19 protein-coding genes are annotated in these 21,230 nt (G+C 39.9%); 11 read left to right on the top strand and 8 right to left on the bottom strand.

What is annotated here, in order from left to right:
- Positions 1–11: 11 nt before the first annotated feature.
- Positions 12–1,667 carry a shufflon system plasmid conjugative transfer pilus tip adhesin PilV gene (pilV, locus tag ABJD64_RS03980; protein WP_348177642.1) on the bottom strand — a complete coding sequence of 552 codons (1,656 nt, stop codon included), beginning with the start codon at positions 1,665–1,667 and terminating at the stop codon, positions 12–14.
- 105 nt (positions 1,668–1,772) lie between these two features.
- Between pilV and ABJD64_RS03975 the strand changes: the two genes are divergently transcribed.
- The 5 genes from ABJD64_RS03975 (at position 1,773) to ABJD64_RS03955 (ending at position 7,900) form a co-directional block, all read left to right on the top strand.
- Complete coding sequence (locus ABJD64_RS03975) at positions 1,773–2,375, top strand: trimeric intracellular cation channel family protein (RefSeq protein WP_348177640.1); 603 nt, start codon at positions 1,773–1,775, stop codon at positions 2,373–2,375.
- A gap of 250 nt (positions 2,376–2,625) precedes the next feature.
- A complete protein-coding gene (locus ABJD64_RS03970; protein WP_348177639.1) occupies positions 2,626–5,436 on the top strand; it encodes a two-component regulator propeller domain-containing protein in 2,811 nt (936 codons plus the stop codon).
- A gap of 215 nt (positions 5,437–5,651) precedes the next feature.
- Complete coding sequence (locus ABJD64_RS03965; RefSeq protein WP_348177637.1) at positions 5,652–6,575, top strand: AraC family transcriptional regulator; 924 nt, start codon at positions 5,652–5,654, stop codon at positions 6,573–6,575.
- Positions 6,576–6,641: 66 nt separating this feature from the next.
- Complete coding sequence (locus tag ABJD64_RS03960; RefSeq protein WP_348177635.1) at positions 6,642–7,355, top strand: hypothetical protein; 714 nt, start codon at positions 6,642–6,644, stop codon at positions 7,353–7,355.
- A gap of 104 nt (positions 7,356–7,459) precedes the next feature.
- On the top strand, positions 7,460–7,900 hold the full coding sequence (locus ABJD64_RS03955) for a DinB family protein (protein WP_348177633.1): 441 nt from the start codon (positions 7,460–7,462) through the stop codon (positions 7,898–7,900).
- Here ABJD64_RS03955 and ABJD64_RS03950 read toward each other — a convergent pair.
- A complete protein-coding gene (locus ABJD64_RS03950; RefSeq protein ID WP_348177631.1) occupies positions 7,888–8,649 on the bottom strand; it encodes a LytTR family transcriptional regulator DNA-binding domain-containing protein in 762 nt (253 codons plus the stop codon). The two genes, ABJD64_RS03955 and ABJD64_RS03950, sit on opposite strands and share 13 nt — an antisense overlap.
- A gap of 149 nt (positions 8,650–8,798) precedes the next feature.
- On the opposite strand from ABJD64_RS03950, the gene ABJD64_RS03945 reads away from it, so the two are divergent.
- Both ABJD64_RS03945 and ABJD64_RS03940 read left to right on the top strand, forming a co-directional pair.
- Positions 8,799–9,152, top strand: coding sequence for a MotA/TolQ/ExbB proton channel family protein (locus tag ABJD64_RS03945; protein ID WP_348177629.1), 354 nt, complete (start codon positions 8,799–8,801; stop codon positions 9,150–9,152).
- 69 nt (positions 9,153–9,221) lie between these two features.
- The gene (locus ABJD64_RS03940) at positions 9,222–9,593 is read left to right on the top strand and encodes a group III truncated hemoglobin (protein WP_348177627.1); all 372 of its coding nucleotides are present in this window, start codon (positions 9,222–9,224) and stop codon (positions 9,591–9,593) included.
- Here ABJD64_RS03940 and ABJD64_RS03935 read toward each other — a convergent pair.
- From ABJD64_RS03935 to ABJD64_RS03915, 5 genes are all read right to left on the bottom strand, one after another.
- On the bottom strand, positions 9,580–10,848 hold the full coding sequence (locus ABJD64_RS03935; RefSeq protein ID WP_348177625.1) for a hypothetical protein: 1,269 nt from the start codon (positions 10,846–10,848) through the stop codon (positions 9,580–9,582). The genes ABJD64_RS03940 and ABJD64_RS03935 overlap by 14 nt on opposite strands.
- A gap of 69 nt (positions 10,849–10,917) precedes the next feature.
- Positions 10,918–11,928, bottom strand: coding sequence for a beta-ketoacyl-ACP synthase III (locus tag ABJD64_RS03930; RefSeq protein WP_348177623.1), 1,011 nt, complete (start codon positions 11,926–11,928; stop codon positions 10,918–10,920).
- Between the two features lie 32 nt (positions 11,929–11,960).
- A complete protein-coding gene (locus ABJD64_RS03925) occupies positions 11,961–13,907 on the bottom strand; it encodes an OmpA family protein (protein ID WP_348177621.1) in 1,947 nt (648 codons plus the stop codon).
- Positions 13,908–14,017: 110 nt separating this feature from the next.
- Positions 14,018–14,719: an SOS response-associated peptidase gene (locus ABJD64_RS03920; RefSeq protein WP_348177619.1), complete on the bottom strand. Its 702-nt coding sequence runs from the start codon at positions 14,717–14,719 to the stop codon at positions 14,018–14,020.
- Positions 14,716–15,693: an alpha/beta fold hydrolase gene (locus ABJD64_RS03915; protein ID WP_348195879.1), complete on the bottom strand. Its 978-nt coding sequence runs from the start codon at positions 15,691–15,693 to the stop codon at positions 14,716–14,718. Before ABJD64_RS03915 ends, ABJD64_RS03920 begins: the two co-directional genes overlap by 4 nt.
- A 185-nt stretch (positions 15,694–15,878) precedes the next feature.
- Between ABJD64_RS03915 and ABJD64_RS03910 the strand changes: the two genes are divergently transcribed.
- The 4 genes from ABJD64_RS03910 to ABJD64_RS03895 all read left to right on the top strand — a co-directional run bounded on the left by ABJD64_RS03910 (position 15,879) and on the right by ABJD64_RS03895 (position 20,083).
- Positions 15,879–17,501 carry a pyruvate dehydrogenase complex dihydrolipoamide acetyltransferase gene (locus ABJD64_RS03910; protein ID WP_348177615.1) on the top strand — a complete coding sequence of 541 codons (1,623 nt, stop codon included), beginning with the start codon at positions 15,879–15,881 and terminating at the stop codon, positions 17,499–17,501.
- 70 nt (positions 17,502–17,571) lie between these two features.
- On the top strand, positions 17,572–18,123 hold the full coding sequence (hslV, locus tag ABJD64_RS03905; RefSeq protein WP_348177613.1) for an ATP-dependent protease subunit HslV: 552 nt from the start codon (positions 17,572–17,574) through the stop codon (positions 18,121–18,123).
- A 152-nt stretch (positions 18,124–18,275) separates the two neighbouring features.
- Entirely contained in the window at positions 18,276–19,364 is a 1,089-nt protein-coding gene (gcvT, locus tag ABJD64_RS03900; protein ID WP_348177611.1) for a glycine cleavage system aminomethyltransferase GcvT, read from the top strand.
- Between the two features lie 2 nt (positions 19,365–19,366).
- Positions 19,367–20,083 (top strand): 2-phosphosulfolactate phosphatase, encoded by a 717-nt coding sequence (locus ABJD64_RS03895; RefSeq protein WP_348177609.1) that lies wholly within the window; start codon positions 19,367–19,369, stop codon positions 20,081–20,083.
- 110 nt (positions 20,084–20,193) lie between these two features.
- Here ABJD64_RS03895 and ABJD64_RS03890 read toward each other — a convergent pair whose 3' ends face one another.
- Positions 20,194–21,192 carry a DUF4407 domain-containing protein gene (locus ABJD64_RS03890; RefSeq protein ID WP_348177607.1) on the bottom strand — a complete coding sequence of 333 codons (999 nt, stop codon included), beginning with the start codon at positions 21,190–21,192 and terminating at the stop codon, positions 20,194–20,196.
- Positions 21,193–21,230: the final 38 nt, after the last annotated feature.

Below are 21,230 nucleotides of genomic sequence, written 5' to 3'. Positions count from 1 at the left end.
GAAATGATCAATTAATTTCCGGCTTCCAGCTCATCCACACGCTCCAGCAATGTTTCAATTTTCTTATTCTGATCGATGAGGTGAAGCGTTAACTCTTCCACTTTTTTAAGCAAAGCAGCGTTCATAGCACCCAGGTTGATTCCTTCATCCTCTACTTCTTGTGCGGATGGGACATTGGGAAGATGCTTATTTTTTGAGATGTAATTTTCTGTTTCTTCCAGAGATTGAAGTTCATAGCTCTCTTCGAATACATAATCTGGCCATTCTATCTTTAGTTTTACGTTAACCTCTTCCATGATGGCATTACCAGCAACAGAAAGCAGATAGCCTTTCGCCACATCTGTCGTACCAATGCTCACACTATCCGCATAAGAAATATTTCCATTGGTTTCTGTCCACCGGCTACCTTGTTTGGAGTTGATCAAATTAACCACCTCATCAACTGCGTCTTGCGTGTTTGCAGCTGTTAAACCTGAGGTAGTATTGTCATAAGTTACTTCGACGGCTGTTTGGTCGTCTGTTTCTGAAATTAAATATCCATTATCTGCCACAAATGCATCTACTTCGGTTTCAGAAAGCTGCGTATTGGTATCTATAGTACTTAGGCTTATTGTATTGCCTCCAGAAATGGTCAGATCATTTCCTGAAAGAGATAATATTTGTCCGTCTGTGTTGGCTTCATAGCCATCCTGCAGATCAACAAGGTTCACAGTTCTGGTAGCCTCTCCGTCATCTTCTAATGAAATTGACAAGGTTGTTCCTGAAAAACTCAATACATCAATTTTTTGATCATCGGTTCCCACACCTCCACTGATCGAGCTGGCATCTCTGATATGCAGCTTTCCGTTGCCATCGGCTACCACCACATTATTAATTGAGCTACCTGTTGGCAATGATCGTACCCGAACGGTTCCATTGATGTCTAGTTTGTCGGAGGGTGACGTTACTCCCATGCCAATATTGCCGTTCGTTCCTACCAAAAAACGGTTTCCACTAGGTCCAACTTGAAAAATGCCGTCTGTCCGCATGGTTCCAGTATTATGATAAAAGCTTTTGTTGCCATATGTTCTGATCCATGTGGCGTCAACCATATATAAACCACCTCCGTAACTTTGAAAGTAGATGCCTCTTTGTCCTGAGACCCGCATCCAGCCTCCATCCGCATAAATATCACCTTTGGTGTGCAGTTTATATGAAGGCGATGTAGTACCAATTCCTACACTGGCATTAAAATTCAATTTGTTAGCTCCAAAATCTCCCCAGATCAACGGTGATGATGTACTCGAATTGTCGATATGTAACCTGTTTGAAGTGCTGGTTTGATTGTAGCCTGCCTGGTAGCCAATAAAGACGTTACCAGATCCAGTGTTTTTATATCCGGCGAAAGCCCCTACTGCTGTGTTTCGTGATCCTGAAGAATTATAATAATTACTCGCGTACCCTAAATTGCTATTATAGTCCCCTGCACTTAATCTCTGACCGGAGTATACACCAAAGTTACTATTGTACTCACCTCCTGAAGAAATAATGTCTCCGGCATATGCACCAAAATTTGCATTCCATCTTCCAGAAGGGCTTGTGCTCGTTCCATAATTTGTGTTTTGTGACAAACAGATATTAGCGTATGACACAAACATCACTCCGAGTATAAATCTAATTTTTTTCATAAGGTAATTTTGATTTAGATTGATTAATTCAATTGATTTCGCCCTATAATGTCAGGAAAGGAAAAAAGGTCAACAGTCTACCAGCTCTTTTTTTAAATTGCGCTCATGGATCTCATCTACACCCTCAACATCATTGGCACCTTTGTATTCGCTATCTCAGGTGCGCTTACCGCTTCTGAAAAGAAGATGGACGCTTTTGGGTCTGCAGTTATCGCATTGATAACGGCATTAGGTGGTGGCACCCTCAGAGATATGCTTATCGGTAGTCAACCTGTTGGTTGGATGCTAGACCCTAACTACTTATATGTGGTCCTAGCTGCTTTGATCTTTTGCTACTTTTTTAAAATAAGGATCATGAAACTCACTAAAACCATGTTTCTTTTTGACACCATTGGGATCGGCTTGTTTGCCGTGCTGGGTGTACAAAAAACATTAGCTTTTGGTTTGTCTCCCGCCATTGCGATTATGATGGGCGCTGTTTCTGCCGTGTTCGGTGGTGTATTGAGAGATGTATTATCTAACAGGGTTCCCTTGATTTTCAGAAAAGAGATTTATGCTACAGCCTGTTTGGCAGGAGGCGCCCTTTATTTTGGTTTAACCCAAACCAATTTATCAGAAACATGGAGTATCTGGATTGCCGTTGCAGTGGTGATGGGAATTCGTTTTTTAGCAGTGAAAAGAGGCTGGGGGCTACCCGGAATTAAATGAAGCTGAATATATTATCTGGCAACGTAACAAAAATATTCCAGTGAATCATCTCTAATGAAACACAAAACTTAATATCTAATTGCCTGTTTCGTCGCAAAAAGAACAGATTATTAAACTCATTAATCTTTCAATTGAGCATATTCGGTGTTATCTTAATTAGCTCTTTAAACTACTAAGTGAAGTAGAGAAAATTGTAGAAGTGCGTCAAATAAAAAATAGATCCTCCATCCTCCTAACCATTGGACTAATTATGTCTTCTTCAATGGGTCGATCGCAGGAGTTACACTTTAAAAGATATAGTGCTGACGACGGACTTTCCCAAATCACAATCCAGTCCATCTACCAAGACAAAAAAGACTTCATGTGGTTTGGCACCCGCAATGGTTTAAATCTATTTGATGGGCATAATTTCACTACCTATTATCACAATCCATGGGATTCTACCACGCTACCAAATAATTCGATACAAGTAATAACTGGTGGTACAGATCATGACATTTGGATTGGAACAGCTGATGGGTTATGCTTATATAAGCAAAAAAAAGACGTATTTCAATCATTCGGAATACCGAATGCTAACCAATCCAACTGGACAATACATGATTTGGCTTTAGACAACAACGGCACACTCTGGATTGCCTCTGAATTTGGCTTGTTCTATTTAGGCAAGGGTGACCGTGAAGTTAGCCGTGTGCAGATAACTCCCAATCAAGACATAAAAGAAAATCAAATATTCGTCACTATACTTAAAATCAACAATGGCGATGTATGGGTAGGAGGTGGTTCGGGACTATTCAACCTTGTAAAAACAGACACTTCATACCGTTTATCGAAACAAAATTTGCATACAAAAAATCTGGAGATAAAAAATGTCTCTGATCTCTACCAAGATGAAAACAATGACATCTGGCTTACCACTCGAGAATCGACATTCCGATACCGTTTAGGCGCACAGAAAGTAGAACAATTCCAAAATGTGCTAAAGAAAAACACTCAGAAAACGTCTTTCGAAGGAAGAAACATAACCAAAGGATTGGGTAATTCTATTTGGGTGTCAGGATATAAGGGAATTTTTGTTTTTGATTTAGAAAAAAAATCATTCGTGGATCGAATCAGTCATAATCCCAGCGACCCATTTAGTCTATCCGACAACTCTATACATGCGTTGTTTGTTGACCAGGTCGGCGACAGATGGATAGGTACCTACTCGGGAGGCCTTAATTTTTATTCCCAAAATCAGGAATCATTTCGACTTACGAGACAATCGAATTTGGGCAATTTGTCCATCAACTCTAATATCATCAATGCCTTTACTGAAGGACCCGATGGAAAACTATATATAGGAACCAGCCGGGGTGGACTAAATATTTATGATCCAAAATCCAAAACATATCAGTACGACATTACCCAAACCAATATCAGATCCCTGATTTTTGACAGCAAAAACAACTTGTGGATAGGCACTTTTTTCGATGGACTTATTCACTATGATATAAATAATAATGAAGCTCGTTTTTACCAGGATTACCCTTTGGATTATGAAGGAAATCTGGAAAGAATAACCACCAGACATACTCCCTTCATTGATTCTGAAAAAAATCTCTGGGTCGGGCAATGGAATTTCATCTATTTATACGAGCCTGAAACAGATACTTTTCAAAAGTTTGAACATCCACTTAATCAATTTGAAACTACTGCCAGAATTAGACAAATCGTTCAAGTAGAAAATAATTTATGGGTTCTTTCCACTACAGGCATTCATATATTTGATCTAAATGAAAGAAGGTTTATTAAAAACTATGTGCACGAACCTGGCAACCAAAAAAGCCTTCCTTCAAACACCATAGTGTCCATGGTTCAGGACAAAAATGGAATGCTTTGGGTCGGGTCGTATGGAGGATTGAGCAAATTCTCTTTTGAACTCGAAAATTTTGAGAACTTCGATATTTCAAATGGTTTACCCTCCAACATGATTGCCTGCCTACTGGTAGATGAAACGAATAGAGTTTGGATCAGCACTTCCAATGGTCTTGCTCTCTATGATCAGAGGGAAAAAACATTTACTCAGTTTGGAAATGACAATAATATTCAGAGTCATACTTTCCGTGACAGGGCTTGTTACTCTTGTAGCAATGGTGATTTTCTTTTTGGTGGCAACAATGGTTTTAACAGAATCGACCCCAATCAAGTCGTGGGCATTATAGAAAACCCCGGAGTAGAACTCACCAACTTTTCTTTATTCAACGAACCCCAGACCCCAGCAAAGGATGCCGTACTCAGCAAACAAATACAATTTCTGGACACCTTGTCTCTAGATTATCACCAAAACGTATTTTCCATTTCTTATACGGCAATGGACTACTCAGACGCTGATAAAAATAAATACAGTTATAAACTCGAAGGGTTTGACGAAAACTGGAACGAAGTAGGGTACAAGCGAACAGCTACTTATACTAATTTAAGTCCTGGCACATACTATTTCAAAGTAAAAACATCCAATGGAATATTTAATCCTGATGATCCGGCCAGGCAACTTAAGATAATTGTAGTACCTCCATTTTGGATGACAGGAGAGTTTAAGTTCTTATTGTTTGTACTGACCACTCTTGGTATCCTGGCGATTCACCGATTGAGAGTAAGAAAACTCAGAAAACAGCGTGCTTGGCTTGACAAAAAAGTTTTGGTCAGAACACGAGTCATAGACGAACAAAAAACTGAATTAGAAGAAAAAAATAAACGACTGGAAGAAGCTCAGGAAGAAATACGAACCGCCAACGATCAATTGCAGGAAATCAATGATCATCTGGAAGAAAAAGTAGTGAAAAGAACCAATAGAATTACCATGATTAATCAGAAGATCAAGGAATATGCCTTTTTAAATTCGCATAAAGTTCGCGCTCCCATTGTCCGCATCTTAGGTCTCGTAAACCTTTATGACTCTGACACACTCTCTAGCCAAGAAATTTCTGAAGTTAACGCCAACATAAAAAATGCCGCTCACGAGCTAGAGTCTATAACAAAAAAAATAAATAATGCGCTGGATGCTGATATCGACAAATAACGAATCGTATTCTCATTCGGTTAGTATGTGTTCTATGAGATAGATTGTCTAAGACCTGGAGTATCTGGGCCACCATATTTGTAGTCATTAGCATCAGGTTTTGGCTGTAAAAAAAGCCGGAGCCTTCGGGAATAAAATAAACACCATCCTAGATCCCATGATAAGAAGGGATGTTAAATCTCAAGTGATAAATTTTCGTACGTATCTTTGATCAGATGCTATTAAAAGAATTTCCCGATATCAATTGGCTCAAAAATGCCATCACAGATAATTTCGCCGAAAAGCGGTCATGGGACAATAAGCCTCTACCCAACACAGGATGGCCTACAGCAATTCTAAACGTAAAAACTCATCATGTCGAGCGTCAGGATATCAAAGGACCCTTTTCTTTATTTTTAAACAAATCAGGGAGTAGCGAAATTACTTGTGATAAAAAAACAGTGTCCATCCACAATGACACGTATGTGGTTAGCAATAATGAACAGCACTATGACTTACTTATTGATGACAGGTGTTCGACAGAAACTTTCAATATTCACTTTGGGGAGAAAATTTTCCAAGACACTGTTCATTCATTATCTAAAAACGATGAAGTCTTATTAGCGGATATTAAAAGTTCTTCCATTGATTTTAATCTTGCTATCAAATCCAACTTTAGGACAGCCATGTTCAATGCTCTGGTTCAAAAGGCAGAATTTTCCTATGGGAATGAAGAGAAGGAAAATTCGCTTTACGAATTGCTGAATTATTTACTCATCACTGGCAACAAGCACCTCACTCAAATTACCAATATTTTAAATTTGAAATCCTCCACCAAGGAGGAATTGGTTAGACGAATTTATCTGGCAGTTGATTTCATTCATGCCCATTTTACCGAACCTATTACCCTGGATCAAATGGCCGAGGTAGCTATGCTTTCCAAATTTCACTTTCTCAGAGTTTTCAAATCTGTTTTTGGTTTGTCTCCGCACCAGTACATCAAACATGTACGTCTGCAAAAAGCAACAGAATTGATCAAACAAAACAAGTTGCCACTTTACTTAATAGCCCAGCTCGTTGGAATCGAAAACGGCAGTTCTTTAAGCCGAATGGTCTATCAGTTGACTGGTCAGAGGCCAAGCACAATAGCGAATAGTTAGCAATTTTGGTCATCGCAAAAAATACCATGACACCTTAGTTTTGATGTATAACTAAAATCGTTTGTCATGAACTATCATCTTTTTGTACAAATATCCTTCGTTGTACTATCAGCCACCTGTTTGATTGTCATTTATCGTGGTCTTAAAGTGGGTCTGAGGAATTTTGAGGAAACGAAGCGTAAATCCATTCTACGCAATTACTGGATAGGGCTTGGTGTTTGGATTGCTGTTGTTTCTATTGCATCACTCACAGGGTTCAGCGCTAACTTCGATACACTTCCTCCAAGGCCGGCCATCTTCGTTGTCATTCCCGTAATAGCTCTTGTTTTTATTCTGAGATCTAAAACCACCAGTCATATTCTGAAGGCCATTCCGCCGCAACATCTCATCAACATTCATTTATTTCGAATTCCTGTTGAATTGTTACTTTGGATGTTGCTGCTGGCCGAAATCACCCCCATTCAAATGACGTTTGAAGGTCGAAACTTTGACATTTTGATTGGTCTTACTGCACCTCTGATTGCCTACCTGGCTTTCGCCAATGGAAAATTCAACAAAAAACTGGCTATAGGTTGGAACATCTTCGGGTTAGCTCTATTAGTCAATATCCTCGTTATTGCAGTTTTGTCCATGCCTACGCCTCTGCGAGTTTTTATGAATGAACCGGCCAACACCGAGGTGGCCATGTTTCCGGTTATTTTTCTACCTGCCATTCTGGTCCCCATTGCTTACTACTTTCACATCTTCTCCCTGAAGCAGTTGCTGATGAAACCAGAATAGCAACCTTGCATAATATCGTTCGATAGCATTCGATCCTTTCATGGATTGAATGCTTTTTTGTTTTTTAATCCGGTCATATTTGATTGGAGAAAAACCAAATCATTATGACCGAAAATTTAGCAACCGAACTCTCTCAAATCATTCAAGACTCCTTGAAGCAATTTGAAACCATACCGGAAGAATACTGGGCAAAAAAACCTTCACCTGAAAAATGGAGTAAAAAGGAAATCCTAGGCCATTTGACGGATTCTGCTTTGAACAACATACAGCGATTTGTGAGGGTACAGCATGGCGATCAAACCAATCTGTACTATGAGCAGGATTTTTGGGTAAAAGCCAATGATTATCAGCACCAGGATTTAGCCTCGATCAAAACACTTTGGCAATCGCTGAATTTACAAATTGCACGAGTTTGGAAAAAAACCTGGGATGCCGATTTGCAAAAAACAATACCTGTGAAAGACGAGACCCCTACATTACAATTTTTGATGGAAGACTATATTGTTCATATGAATCATCATTTGAGACAGATTTATGCAGAATGATGTAAAATCTCTTTCACTCTATCTCTATAGCTCCTGCTAATAGGCAATTGATCATCGTCGATGATGATATGTTCTGCATTGAATGATGATACATGGTTAAGGTTCACCACAAAAGATCGGTGAATTCTTACAAAGTTCTGGGTAAGCTCCGATTCAATGTGGCTGATCTTGGCCTTGGTGATAATGGGAGAATCAGTATTTGTAGTATGAACCTTTACGTAATCAGAAAGACTCTCTATATATCGTATTTCCTTGTGAAGAACTTTTTTGTTTCGTCTTTCTGACCGCACAATTAGGAAGCCCTCTTTCGATTTTGTCTGCTCGGTCTTCAATTCTTCCACCTGAGATTCAGAACGTTTGAACTTTCTTAGTAGAATAAGAAATCCCTGGCTAAACACAATGGCATACAGTGTCATACTTAATTTCGACACATCCAGGATAGAAGGATGCATCGCCTTCACCTGGTAGTTGGCCAAGTAGATAAAGGCCAGAAAAATCATAATAATCTGCAGGTGAGCAGATACAATCAGTGTGTAGATGAAGTAGAGTACAAACTTCCCCTTTCTGCCGGTAATTAGATAATTGGGGACTAAATAGAAATTAAAAAAATAGGCCGTAGCAATTACAACAGGGAAAAGTATAGTAATAAAATAGATAGAATAGAGATAACTCTCAAACGCGTTTGTATATAATAAGATCAGTATAAAATATGCGGCCGCCCAAAACGCCCCATGCCCTTTAATCGTCATTGATTTTTTCTTTCAAAATTCGCTAAATATATTCACAGTTAAGCGATTTGTCGACAAGTGACCTATTTAGCGACGGATTCTACCTAGGTGCCGAACACGCCTCCCTTTAGCTTTGAGGCAAATATTATATTAACTAAAAAATTAACAACATGATTAATTTATTATTTGAAGGAGGAATCCTATTCATGAGCATTCTTACCATCATACTTGGAACAAACTGCGGCATTTTCATTTTCCACTTGATGAAAAAAACTACCGATGAAAGTCAAATAAGTTTAATCAAATCGGTTGGGCTTTTCGCCTTAGTATTTGGACTTTTGGGTCAATTCATTGGGCTTTATAGTGCTTTACAACATCTCAGCACAGTAGAATCAGTTTCGTCAACCATACTGGCCGGTGGCATAAGGGTTTCATCAATTACCACCATCTATGGGATGATCATCTTTGTGATCAGCTACCTGATGTGGTTTGGATTGAAATTTATCCCAAAAACTCCCAAATAAGATTGGAATAGTAGTGGTTTAGAATGGATTGTCCAGAGTTCGAGATTAACTTTGGGCAATCTCACGACTATGAAGGACATTCAAACCAGGGAAGACATTGATCAGCTAATTCTTCAGTTTTACAAGAAAATTATGGTTGATCCAATTATCGGATATTTCTTTACTGAGGTAGTAGCATTAGACCTGGATCATCATATTCCAAAAATTGCAGACTTCTGGGAAACCACTCTTTTTCATCAGGCCAAATACAAGGGTAACCCGATAACTCCACATTTGGCGATGCATGAAAAATCGCCAATGACAAAAGAGCATTTTGATCGATGGGTAGCTGTTTTTTGTCAGACAGTGGATGAATTTTTTTCAGGACAAAAAGCTGAGTTGGCTAAACAACGGGCTCAGTCTGTTGCTACCGTAATGCTCATTAAGATCAAAAGCTCCTAGTTCTTTTGAGTTTGCCTTTACGATTATAGTATTTCCATCGCCCGGCAGGCTCGCCGTTATCATAGAACTCCTCAGAGGCTTGATTGCCATTGTCGTGATACGTTGTCCAAGCACCATGTGGTGAACCATTTTGATAGGTTTCCTTGATTTGCAATTCTCCATTGACAAAATAGATGTTTCTTGTACCATTCCCCTTCACCAAAGAGCCTTTCGGCAAAACTTCTCCCTGCTCCGAAAAGTACTCGCTTACATCCATCAGACGTCCATGTTTCCAATTTTCATCTTGAATCAACTGCTCATTTTCATAGAAATGTCCCCAAAGTCCATTCCTTAAATCTGATATGTATGAACCAATAGATTTTAATTTTCCTGATTCATAATAATCAATCCACTGACTGTCTTTCAAATCATTTTTGTACTTCCCCTCGGATTGGATTGCACCTGACTTGTAAAAATATTTCCAAAGTCCTTGCTTCAGTCCGGCCAGGTACTCACCAATTGAAAACATCACTCCATCTGGTGACATGCTGACCCAGGTGCTCGTCTTCAGGTTATTTTTGTAGCTTCCTTCAACACTTAAAGAGCCATTCTTGTAGTACTCGTTGTACTTCCCATTTAGCAGCCCATTTTTATAATTCGCTGAAAGAGTTTTATTCTTGTTTTGATGGAATTCTTCAACGCTGCCGTTGAGTAAACCTGATTTGTAGGACTCAGTCCGAGCTACCCTACCATTGGGATGATAGTACTTCCAGGTACCCACTGGCAAATCGTTCGAATAAAACTGTTCAAAACTCTTATTGCCTAATGCAGAATACTCCGTCCATGTACTATCTTTCTTTCCCTGATCATAAAATCCGGAAAGTCCTACTTGCCCGTTGTCATAGTATTCAAAATAAGTACCATTCAATACGTCATTTTCAAAATTGGAAGACGTGACAATCTTTCCATATCTATCGTAGGTTTTGTAAGGGCCCGTTTTCTTTGCATCCTTAAGAAGGATCGCCTCTACCGCCACATAATTGTAGAACTTGTACCAAACGCTGTCCGGCTGACCGTTTGTATAAAATCCAGTGATAACAGCTCCATCCTTTCTACGTTCGAAAGTCCATTGGCCTTCGCGTACACCATTGACAAGCTTGCCTTTTTCTAAAAAAGTAGAATCGGTGGATACTTCCTTATAAAAATTTTGAGCCTCGACCATATATGGTACAAGAGTAATTACCAGCAAGACGAATGTACATTTTTTCAAATGCATATAATCTAGAGTCGTTTGGCGCAAAGCAAACAATTAACGTGCTAGGTTATGCCTAAATCAAAATTATTTTTACCAACGGATCAGTGCGGAAGCCCAGGTAAAGCCACTACCGAAAGCTGCCAGACAAACCAAATCCCCTTCTTTTACCTTACCTTCTTGTATCGCTTCGCTCAATGCTAAAGGTATAGAAGCTGCCGTGGTATTTCCATACTTCTGAATGTTGTTGAATACCTGATCGTCCCTAAGCTTCATTTGTTTTTGAATAAACTGGCTAATTCGTAAGTTGGCCTGGTGAGGGATAAGCATATCTATATCGCCTGCCTCATATCCATTTTGAACTAGTGCTTCATGAATCACTTGCTGAAATCGCACTACGGCATGCTTGAAAACAAAGTTCCCATTCATATAAGGATAGTAGCGAATATCGTCCGGGTCATTACGATTAATGTAGTTTGGCACCCAGTCCGTGGTTGAAGGGCCAATCAATGAAAGCTCTTCGGCATGTTGCCCTTCTGAATGTAAATGGGTAGACAAGATTCCTTTTTCGCTTTCGTCCGTAGCCTGCAGGATAGCTGCACCCGCCCCATCTCCAAATATCACCGATACTCCTCGACCTCGTGTGGTGAAGTCGAGTCCTCCGCTGTGTACTTCACTACCCACCACGAGTACCGTTTTGTACATACCAGTTTTAATAAACTGATCTGCTACTGAAATCCCATAAACGAATCCGGAGCATTGATTTCTAATGTCAATTGCACCAATCTCTTTTTTGAAGCCCAATTGCTTTTGAAGCATAACACCCGGTCCGGGAAAGTAATAATCCGGACTCAAGGTAGCAAAAACAATAAAGTCGATATCATCTACCTGAACACCTGCATTTGCTATCGCCATATGAGCAGCCTTGGTAGCCATTGTTGATGTCGTATCTTCACTGCCTGGGACGATATGACGTCTTTCCTTAATGCCGGTCCTTTCTTGAATCCAGGCATCATTGGTATCCATTAGAGGCTCAAGTTGCTGGTTGGTCACCACATTGTCCGGCACATAATGTCCCATGCCGATAATTTTTGTGCTTTTCATATCTTCATCATTTTTGGGTTCAGAATCTTAGTTTATTCAATGACCAAAACTTCAATTCTTCTGTTCAGTTCACGACCTTCTCTTTCCTGATCATTTGTAGCCAACGGAATAGCATAACCATATCCTTTGGCTACAACACGATTTTCACTTATGCCTTGTTCCGTTAAATATCGGGCCACAGACCTGGCTCTAAGTATAGAAATTCTAAGATTAGTCATTCCATCCCCAATATCATCAGTATGTCCTGCAATTTCAATATGAAGCTCAGGATTTTCTTTCATAGCATTGAGTAATGGCTCCAATTTGGGAATTTCGGCATCTCTCAAATCAATTTGTTCGAACCCAAAATAAATATTTGAAATTAAGGCCTTGTTACTTGCTCTGAACTTGCTGCCAATATTTTCGAGGTCGGAAAATTCAGGGTCGGGATTGTGAACTATATCTTCAACAGGAACTTTTTCTTTATCGATAAGAAAATTCTTACGAATCCGTGTTCCTGTTACTTTAGCAGCTGGGGTTTGAATAGATTCGCGATGCACCAATTCATCGTGAAATAAGATCTCCACTTTGATTTTATCTGAGCTTCCTACTTTGACTTCATATTTTCCCTCGGCGTCGGTCATGGTCTTTAATTCAAGACCGGTGGTACGAGCAGGATAAAAATGAATTTCGACATTTTCAGCCGGCAAACCTGAACCGTCTACCACGGTTCCGGCAAGCAACACCTTGTCCGAAGCATGAAAGAAGTAAATATCGAAACTTCCCATGGCACTCAGCCGGTCAGACACAAAATATCCGGAATTAGTCAAGGGATCAATTTTGAAGTGGATATCATCTGCTATGGAATTGGTTGGATAACCAAGTGATTGAGGAGCCGACCATGTTTGATTTGAAGGATCAAATTCTGACTTGAACACGTCGTAGCCCCCAATAGACCCGAACCCTCTTGAGCTAAAATAGAGCGTATTACCATCTTCAGATAAATAGGGGTAATCCTCGTCAGTCTCAGAAGTAAGAACAGGTGATAGTGGTGCCGGTTTGGTCCATTTGTTATTTGCGGGATTTAGATGCGATTCATAAATATCCAAATCTGCCGTATTCCCTTTTTTTCTATGAGCAAAAAGAATTTTGTTTTCCTGCTCATTAATAAAAAAATGAGATTCCAATTTTGAACTAGAAACCTCCCTATCCAAGGATTTGGGAACACCCCATTTATTACCGGACCCTGTACTCACAAACAATTGTCCTTTTTTGTCCCCTCGATATAAGTAGAGCTTACTGGAATTATTCACCACTTCAATGTTTGCATTGTCCTGTTGAAAATTTCCAAACTGACTCAACACGCTTGGCGCGCTCCACTGACCCTCTTTTTGAATGGAGTGGTAGATACTAAATGGTTGGTCGGTTGTGGTAGATTCTCTCGAGGATAGGAAAAGCAATTCTTTTTTCTCATTAAAATATACAGGACTATATTCAGTGGCAGTGGAATTTATCGGTGATGGAAGCTGTTCTATTTCATAGTTTTCGGGAAAGCTGTGATGGGTCTCTGCCCGTGCCGCCCAATCTAGAAAATACTGCGTTTCTTCTATAATAATGGAGCTTTTGTATTTATCAACAGTCAAAAATTTATTCCAGCTTTCAATAGCCTTTCTAAACTGGTTTTGGAGAAAGTAGGCACGTCCTAACCAATAGTAGTAAAACTTATCTCGCTTACCCTGGGTGCTCTTGTACTGTAGGAGATCATCTATTGATGACTGACCCGGACTTAAAAGTAACTTACAGATCTGAAGTCTGTATGTGGCAATGCGATGTTTAGCATCCACATCCAAAATCTCTTGATAAACGTCCGCCGCCTCAGAAAGCTCCTCAGTGTAAAAAAGCTTCTGTGCTCTCTTCTCTAGTTTTTCCAGACCCTGACCCAGGGCAACAGATGAAATAAAAGTAAGCGTAAATATTATTTTGCATTTTCCAAAAACCATAGCTCAGTAATTATTACACTCAAAATGCTATAATTAAGATAGTGTTTTTTTTAGAAAAAAATGGATTAAAAACTGCAATAGAAATTATTGGGTATCTAAGAAGCGTACTGCTACTCAAATAGCGTGTAATTACCCAATTGGTCTACAGAAGATTGGGGCTTAATAAGGTCCGCTCCATTGTTAGACACATTAGTAATATGTGGTGATACAGGATGATGGCTGATCTGACCTAAGGTTTCTGTGTTGTGTAGTATTTCTACAAGTTCCTCTAGCGTAGAATAACCATCCAACCATTTCTTCTCCAAATCCTTAGCAATCACAGCCGGCATATTGGAACCAAACTCTGGCAAATTAATATAGTTTGGAATTTCTATGATTTTGAAGGTATAATGTGTGTTTCCGTCCATATCTTCATTTTCTTCCCATATGCCTGGCAGACTAAACAATGTTTCAGACGGATTATAAAAATAGTGAGGCGTTTTTCTCTTTTTGCTGTACTGTTTCCACAAATAAAATCCATTGACCGGTATCAGGCATCTGTGACGCTCCAGTGCCAATTTCAGGGTAGTCTTAGACATCAATTGATCTCTTTCGCAAGTCAATAATTTAGGAGAAATGCTCTTGTTATTTGACCACTCTTTATTGGTTCCCCAGAATAAAAATGAAATTTTGCCCTTAGCTTCGTTAGTCACAATTGGAAGTTGCTGAGCAGGAGCCGCGTTGTAGTTGGGTACGGTAAACTCCTCGCCTTCTAATCCAAATCGGCTGTTGATGGCTTTAAAATCTGAGTATATAGCGTACCTGTCTATCATGAATCTATTCTTAATGCTTGCTGGTTGATAAAATCAAATGCCCGGTCTTCTGACCAAAATGTACCATTACTTCCCGAAGAAGAAAATCCCACATGGCCACCAAATTTAGGCATCTCAAAATAAACATTTTTCGAAGTTTTGAATTTTGTTTGATCATAACATGATTCTGAGAGAAAAGGATCATTCAAAGCATTGACCAAAAGCGTTGGGATTTCTATACCCTCAATGAAATTTCTCGCACTGCACTTGGCATAGTAATCGTTAGCTGATTCAAATCCATGAAGAGGAGCTGTCACCACATTATCAAACTGGTACATATTTTCAACTTTCATGAGTTTATCTATATCCACAGAGCCGGGTAGTTTTTTGTTTTTAGCCATACCCTTAAGCTTCAAAGACTTTAAAAATCTTCTGCAATAAACAAAATTGTGTGGTTTGTCAATTTCATGGCAACAACCTTTTAGATCGATTGGGACAGAAAAAGCAAAAGCCGATTTGATTCTTGAATCCCTCCTTTTTTCTCCTAGATATTTTAGGGTCAAATTTCCGCCCAGGCTAAACCCTCCGAGTGCGATATTCGGAATACCTAAAGTCAGAGCATATTCGACCATGGTCGTTAAGTCCTGGGTGGCTCCACTATGATAAAACCGTGGGGTATTATTTATTTCTCCGCTACACCCTCTGTAGTTCCAGGCTATGACATTCCAACCTTCTCCATGAAATTTCTTAACCATTCCCTCTATATAGGGCCGGTGGCTGTCCCCCTCCAACCCATGTGATAAAATAAGCAGCCGATCAGAGTCGGCTCGGTACCAATCCAAGTCTAGAAAATCCTGATCAGGCGTATCTATTCTTATCGTCTCAAATATGGGCAAATCCTTGACTTTTCTCGTAATTCCTGGTATGATGGTTTCAAGGTGTCGATTAAATAGCAATTTTGGTCTACGGTAATCGGAAGATGGGATTATTGGCATTGAAATTAACTACTTGTTTTTTTTACTCAAATTTAAAATTTTAAAATATTACAGGCCATTCTTTTCAAAAACTATATTTTTTCGCCTAAATACCGTTCGCAGTCGAAATTTTCAGATTAGATAAATTTGATTAAACCTCTATTTCAAGCTAATTTAGCCAATCGATTTTCAATTAATCAAAAACAATGGCGGAAGTAATAAAGATGCCTAAGATGAGCGACACCATGGAAGAAGGTGTAATCGCGTCTTGGCTAAAGAAAGTAGGGGATGAAGTGAAATCAGGAGACATTTTGGCTGAGGTAGAAACCGATAAGGCCACTATGGAACTGGAATCGTATGACGACGGTGTGTTACTTCACATTGGAGTACCGGAAAAATCTGCCGTGCCTGTGGACGGCGTGATTGCCATCATCGGTGAAAAGGGAGAGAAAATTGATGATCTACTGGCTGGGTTGTCAGCTCCGGCAGCTAAGGCTGTTGAAGAAGCAGCTCCAGTTGCCGTTCAGGAAGCTAGTGCACCAAGTGCAGAAAAAATAGATACTTCCGGTATCAACGCTCAAGTCATCAAAATGCCTAAGATGAGCGACACCATGGAAGAAGGTGTAATTGCCTCATGGATTAAAAATGTTGGTGATGATGTGAAATCGGGAGATATTCTGGCCGAAGTTGAAACTGACAAGGCCACCATGGAACTCGAGTCATACGACGATGGCGTTCTTTTATATAAGGCGGTAGAAGCTGGAAATGGAGTACCCGTAGATGGCGTCATTGCAATTATTGGTGAAAAAGGAGCTGATTTTGAAACCTTACTGAAAGCAGAAGTTGCCAATGCTGCTGCTCCGGCTCCTGAAGAAAAGAAAGAAACTAAAGCAGAACCAGCAGCCGCGCCAAAAGCCTCAACGCCAGCACCAGTAACTTCAGCTGCGCCTGCAACAACCTCTTCCAACGGGAGAGTCATAGCAAGTCCGTTGGCCAAAAGCTTAGCGAAAGAAAAAGGATTTGACCTCGCACAGATTCCAGGGTCCGGCGATGGAGGAAGAATTATCAAAAGAGACGTAGAATCATTCGTTCCTTCGGCTGCTCCCGTTAGCGGAGGTGCATCTGCTGTGGCCGTAGGAGTAGAAAGCTATGAAGATATACCGGCATCTCAGATGAGAAAAGCCATTGCCAAGGGTGTTACAGCCAGTCAGTTTGGTGCTCCTCACTTCTATCTTACAATGGAGATCGATATGGACAAAACCATCGAAGCCAGGGCAAGCATCAATGAATTGGCTCCAGTCAAAATATCGTTCAACGATATTGTAGTCAAAGCGGTAGCAGCAGCCTTGAGAAAGCATCCGGATGTAAATACCTACTGGATCAGCGATACAAATAGTATTAGAAAAAATCATCACATAAGTATCGGCGTAGCAATGGCAACTCCCGAAGGCTTGGTTGTGCCTGTGATTAAATTTGCTGACAACAAGTCATTGGCTCAGATCTCTGCCGAGGTTAAGGATTTTGGTGCCAAGGCGAAAGCCAAAAAGATTCAACTTGAAGAAATGCAAGGAAATACTTTCACTGTATCAAATTTGGGAATGTTTGGCATAGAACAGTTTACTTCAATTATCAACGCACCGGAATCTTGTATTTTGGCAGTAGGTGCCATCAAGCAAACACCAGTAGTAAGAAATGGTGAAATAGTTCCAGGCAATATCATGAAGATTACCTTGACTTGTGACCACAGAACTGTGGATGGTGCTGTCGGCTCTGCCTTCTTACAAACACTTAAGGGCTTCATCGAAGACCCTGTAAGAATTCTAATATAAAATCAAAATCGAAGGAGAGGCTAACCTCTCCTTTTTTTATTCGTTTGAAATTTCCTTAAACAAATAAGGCATGTCGAAATACCCAAAAATAAAATCTACTACCGTCTGCGCCATCAAACATAATGGCCAGGTAGCCATAGGAGCAGATGGGCAAGCAACTCTTGGCAATACAGTTGCTAAAAGCAACGTGAAGAAAATAAGAAAACTTCAAGACGGAAAAATTGTTACCGGGTTCGCAGGCTCTACGGCGGATGCTTTTACCCTTCTCGAACGTATGGATGAGAAGCTCAACTCCTATGGAGGTAATATGAAAAGAGCGGCCATTGAATTAGCTAAGGATTGGCGGATGGACCGCTATCTACGAAGGTTGGAGGCGATGTTGATAGTCGCAGACAAAGATGAAATTCTGGTGGTATCTGGAACAGGAGATGTGCTTGAGCCTGATAATGACATCGCAGTCATTGGCTCTGGCAGTATGTATGCCCAATCAGCAGCACTTGCACTAAAAAAACATGCTGGAGATAAACTAACTGCAGAGGAGATGGTGAAAGAAAGTCTGAACATTGCCGCTGACATTTGCATCTACACCAATCACAATCTGGTGATAGAAAAGGTGGATTGATAATTATCATACCCAAATCAATATCAATTTGACATCTTTTTATTTCTCGAGAAATTCTACCTGAATTGAGCTAGAGATATTTTTGCTCTATAAGGCTTATAGTTACATTTGCGCGTCTGTTAATAAACAGGCATGACCAAAATTGAACAACCATGGATACCAAGAAAATAGCCCTTAACGACCTCCACGAATCTCTAGGTGGAAAAATGGTCCCATTTGCAGGATACAACATGCCAGTGCGATACACTTCTGACAAAGAAGAACACAATCAAGTTCGTGAAAGTGTTGGTGTTTTTGATGTTTCCCATATGGGAGAATTCCTTCTCGAAGGACCAAATGCCCTGGACCTTATTCAAAGAGTTAGTAGCAATGATGCCTCTAAATTAGTTGACGGCCAGGCACAATATTCATGTTTACCAAACGAAGATGGTGGTATAGTAGATGATTTGATTATCTACCGTATGGGGGAAGAAAAATACTTTCTTGTAGTCAATGCCTCCAATATCGAAAAGGATTGGAATTGGATTTCGAAATACAATACCGATGGGGTAAAAATGACCAATATATCGGATGAATATTCACTATTTGCGGTCCAAGGCCCCAAAGCTGTAGAAACGCTACAGAAACTGACTGAAGTTAATCTATCAGAAATAAAGTTTTACACCTTCGTAGAAGGACAGTTGGCAGGCATTGATGATGTGATCATATCTGCAACCGGTTATACTGGAGCTGGAGGATTCGAACTCTATATTAAAAACAAGGATGCTGAAGCTGTTTGGAAAAAGGTATTCGAGGCTGGTGAAGAATTTGGCATTTTGCCTATTGGCCTGGGTGCAAGAGATACCTTAAGATTGGAAATGGGATATTGTCTCTACGGCAACGACATCACTGATACTACTTCTCCGTTAGAAGCAGGATTGGGGTGGGTTACAAAGTTCACTAAAGATTTTACTAACTCTGCGAATCTTGCTCAGCAAAAAGAAGACGGAATCAATAAACGCTTGGTTGGATTCATCATGGAAGACAAAGGAATTCCCAGAGGTCATTATGAAATTGCGGATGCCGATGGTAATATAATTGGCGAAGTCACCTCAGGTACTATGTCCCCATCGATGAATGTAGGAATTGGATTAGGCTACGTAAAAGTGGGGCATCACAAATCAGATTCGGAAATCTTTATTCAAGTAAGAAATAAATCGCTTAAGGCGATTGTCACCAAATTACCACTTTACAAAAAATAGTATTGAAAAGAAACATAGACGTTTGCCTCTCTCCTGAACTAATCAATCTGTATGATCTGGAAGGAAAAATAGTTGTAGTTGTAGATATTCTGAGAGCAACATCTGTCATGGTTACAGCCTTGGCCCATGAAGCCAAAGAAATAATTCCTGTAGCAACGCTCGAAGAGGCTAGGTCTTATCTAGACCAAGGTTTTCTATGCGCTGCAGAGCGAGGTGGTGCACCAGTAGAGGGGTTCGAATTAGACAATTCTCCTTTCAACTACATGACCGAGCAGATCAAAGGAGAGTCCATTGTGATCACGACGACCAATGGCACTTTGGCCATTACTAAATCAACAGCCGCCGATCAAGTATTGATCGGTGCCTTTCTTAATATCAATGCATTAGCGAAATATATTTCCCATCAGGATAAGGATGTAATCATACATTGTGCAGGATGGAAGGGAAAGACCAATATGGAAGATACTCTTTTCGCAGGAGCTCTGGTGGAATTATTAACTGACAGTCACGAACTGGCTTGTGATACAGCACATGTTGCACTTAAATATTATCAGTCAGTGAAGGGAAACCTTTTTGAGACGGTTAAAAATTCCGCGCATGCAAAACGATTGGGCAAACTGAACATAATTAAGGATATAGAATTCTGCGTCCGTCAAAGTGATTATGACATCGTGCCAATCCTAGTTGGCAAGACTTTGGTCGCAACGCAACCTCAATAATCCCAAAAGGCCTTTAAATTAAGTGCATGAAATAATCTGTAGTGATCAATCGCCGCGACATGATTTTGTTTTAGCCATTTTTCACTGGTCTTTGATATCCATGACAAAATCTAACTTTGGTTAATAACCAAATTCTCAAACCGCTTATTCGTTGCGTATTTTTTTTCCTTTCGGTAGCTTTCAAAGGCCTTTTCGTGAACCTCCAGCAAGTCGTCATAAGGGCCTCTTGGTGCAATCAACTTCGATAAAATTGGAGAAATCTCCAGTGTAATGAAGAGTAGTATAATGAATAAATTCGCATAAAAAATTGTTGGGTATTTCTCTCCAAGACGATCGAGAGCTGTCAATTGAAACGAAATACCGTTTAAGTCCGAAATTACCAATGAATCCATTTCTTGCTGCTTTAGATCCAATAGGGTTGAGATTTTATCCTCGATGTTCTTTGTTTTTTTTTGACTCACCTTTTTTAACGCCTCTAATTCGTCCTCGGCCTGGTCGGCATTTTTCTTTTTAATTAAGTAAATCGGTCCAGGGTTGACTTTACCTGAACCACCAGTACCATCTGCCTCTTGTCTAGCCAGGTCAAGCAATTCATCTCTTTTATCTTGCTGCTTTGCGATAGCTTCAGCAATTGTCTTTCTTTCTTTATTAAGGGAATCGAGCTGACTGGCATATCGCATGGAAATGGACCTTTCGTTCTCTAGCTTGACTTCCTGCTCTATCAATGATAATTCCGTAGCAATTTCCTTTTCAAATATTTTCAACTCTAGAGGTTTTGAAATGACAATGGCTATTAAAATCGCTAAAACCAACCTCGGCAGAGCCTGAAAGTACTCTCCTTTACCGTGATGTGACTTTCTCATACTCAAAACAATAAACCTATCAAGATTAAAAATCATCAGTCCCCATATAATTCCAAATCCAATAGATAATACAAGGCCATCAAAAACAAAAAATAGTGCATAAGCTGAGGAAATAGCAGCCAACAGACCAGTAAAAAAAACAGTGGCACCAACGCCAACAAACTTGCTGATTTCAGTTGGACATCGTTTGAGTATAGATAATGACGCACCTGAACAATAGCAGAAGAATCTTTCAAATTTTTTCATAAAAGAGAGTTTTGACCAATCAGCATTAATTAGTAGGT

The sequence above is a fragment of the Reichenbachiella sp. genome (assembly GCF_039944555.1).
In the GTDB taxonomy this organism is placed as follows: Bacteria; Bacteroidota; Bacteroidia; order Cytophagales; family Cyclobacteriaceae; genus Reichenbachiella.
This window is presented reverse-complemented; position numbering and strand designations above follow the sequence as displayed.

Coding starts and splice junctions, on each gene's coding strand:
- ABJD64_RS03955 (WP_348177633.1), top strand. CDS start 7,460: ATGACCGAAAATTTAGCAACCGAACTCTCTCAAATCATTCAAGACTCC.
- ABJD64_RS03975 (WP_348177640.1), top strand. CDS start 1,773: ATGGATCTCATCTACACCCTCAACATCATTGGCACCTTTGTATTCGCT.
- ABJD64_RS03910 (WP_348177615.1), top strand. CDS start 15,879: ATGGCGGAAGTAATAAAGATGCCTAAGATGAGCGACACCATGGAAGAA.
- ABJD64_RS03915 (WP_348195879.1), bottom strand. CDS start 15,693: ATGCCAATAATCCCATCTTCCGATTACCGTAGACCAAAATTGCTATTT.
- ABJD64_RS03890 (WP_348177607.1), bottom strand. CDS start 21,192: ATGAAAAAATTTGAAAGATTCTTCTGCTATTGTTCAGGTGCGTCATTA.
- pilV (WP_348177642.1), bottom strand. CDS start 1,667: ATGAAAAAAATTAGATTTATACTCGGAGTGATGTTTGTGTCATACGCT.
- ABJD64_RS03920 (WP_348177619.1), bottom strand. CDS start 14,719: ATGATAGACAGGTACGCTATATACTCAGATTTTAAAGCCATCAACAGC.
- ABJD64_RS03965 (WP_348177637.1), top strand. CDS start 5,652: ATGCTATTAAAAGAATTTCCCGATATCAATTGGCTCAAAAATGCCATC.
- ABJD64_RS03930 (WP_348177623.1), bottom strand. CDS start 11,928: ATGAAAAGCACAAAAATTATCGGCATGGGACATTATGTGCCGGACAAT.
- ABJD64_RS03935 (WP_348177625.1), bottom strand. CDS start 10,848: ATGCATTTGAAAAAATGTACATTCGTCTTGCTGGTAATTACTCTTGTA.
- ABJD64_RS03960 (WP_348177635.1), top strand. CDS start 6,642: ATGAACTATCATCTTTTTGTACAAATATCCTTCGTTGTACTATCAGCC.
- ABJD64_RS03940 (WP_348177627.1), top strand. CDS start 9,222: ATGAAGGACATTCAAACCAGGGAAGACATTGATCAGCTAATTCTTCAG.
- hslV (WP_348177613.1), top strand. CDS start 17,572: ATGTCGAAATACCCAAAAATAAAATCTACTACCGTCTGCGCCATCAAA.
- ABJD64_RS03950 (WP_348177631.1), bottom strand. CDS start 8,649: ATGACGATTAAAGGGCATGGGGCGTTTTGGGCGGCCGCATATTTTATA.
- ABJD64_RS03925 (WP_348177621.1), bottom strand. CDS start 13,907: ATGGTTTTTGGAAAATGCAAAATAATATTTACGCTTACTTTTATTTCA.
- ABJD64_RS03970 (WP_348177639.1), top strand. CDS start 2,626: ATGTCTTCTTCAATGGGTCGATCGCAGGAGTTACACTTTAAAAGATAT.
- ABJD64_RS03945 (WP_348177629.1), top strand. CDS start 8,799: ATGATTAATTTATTATTTGAAGGAGGAATCCTATTCATGAGCATTCTT.
- gcvT (WP_348177611.1), top strand. CDS start 18,276: ATGGATACCAAGAAAATAGCCCTTAACGACCTCCACGAATCTCTAGGT.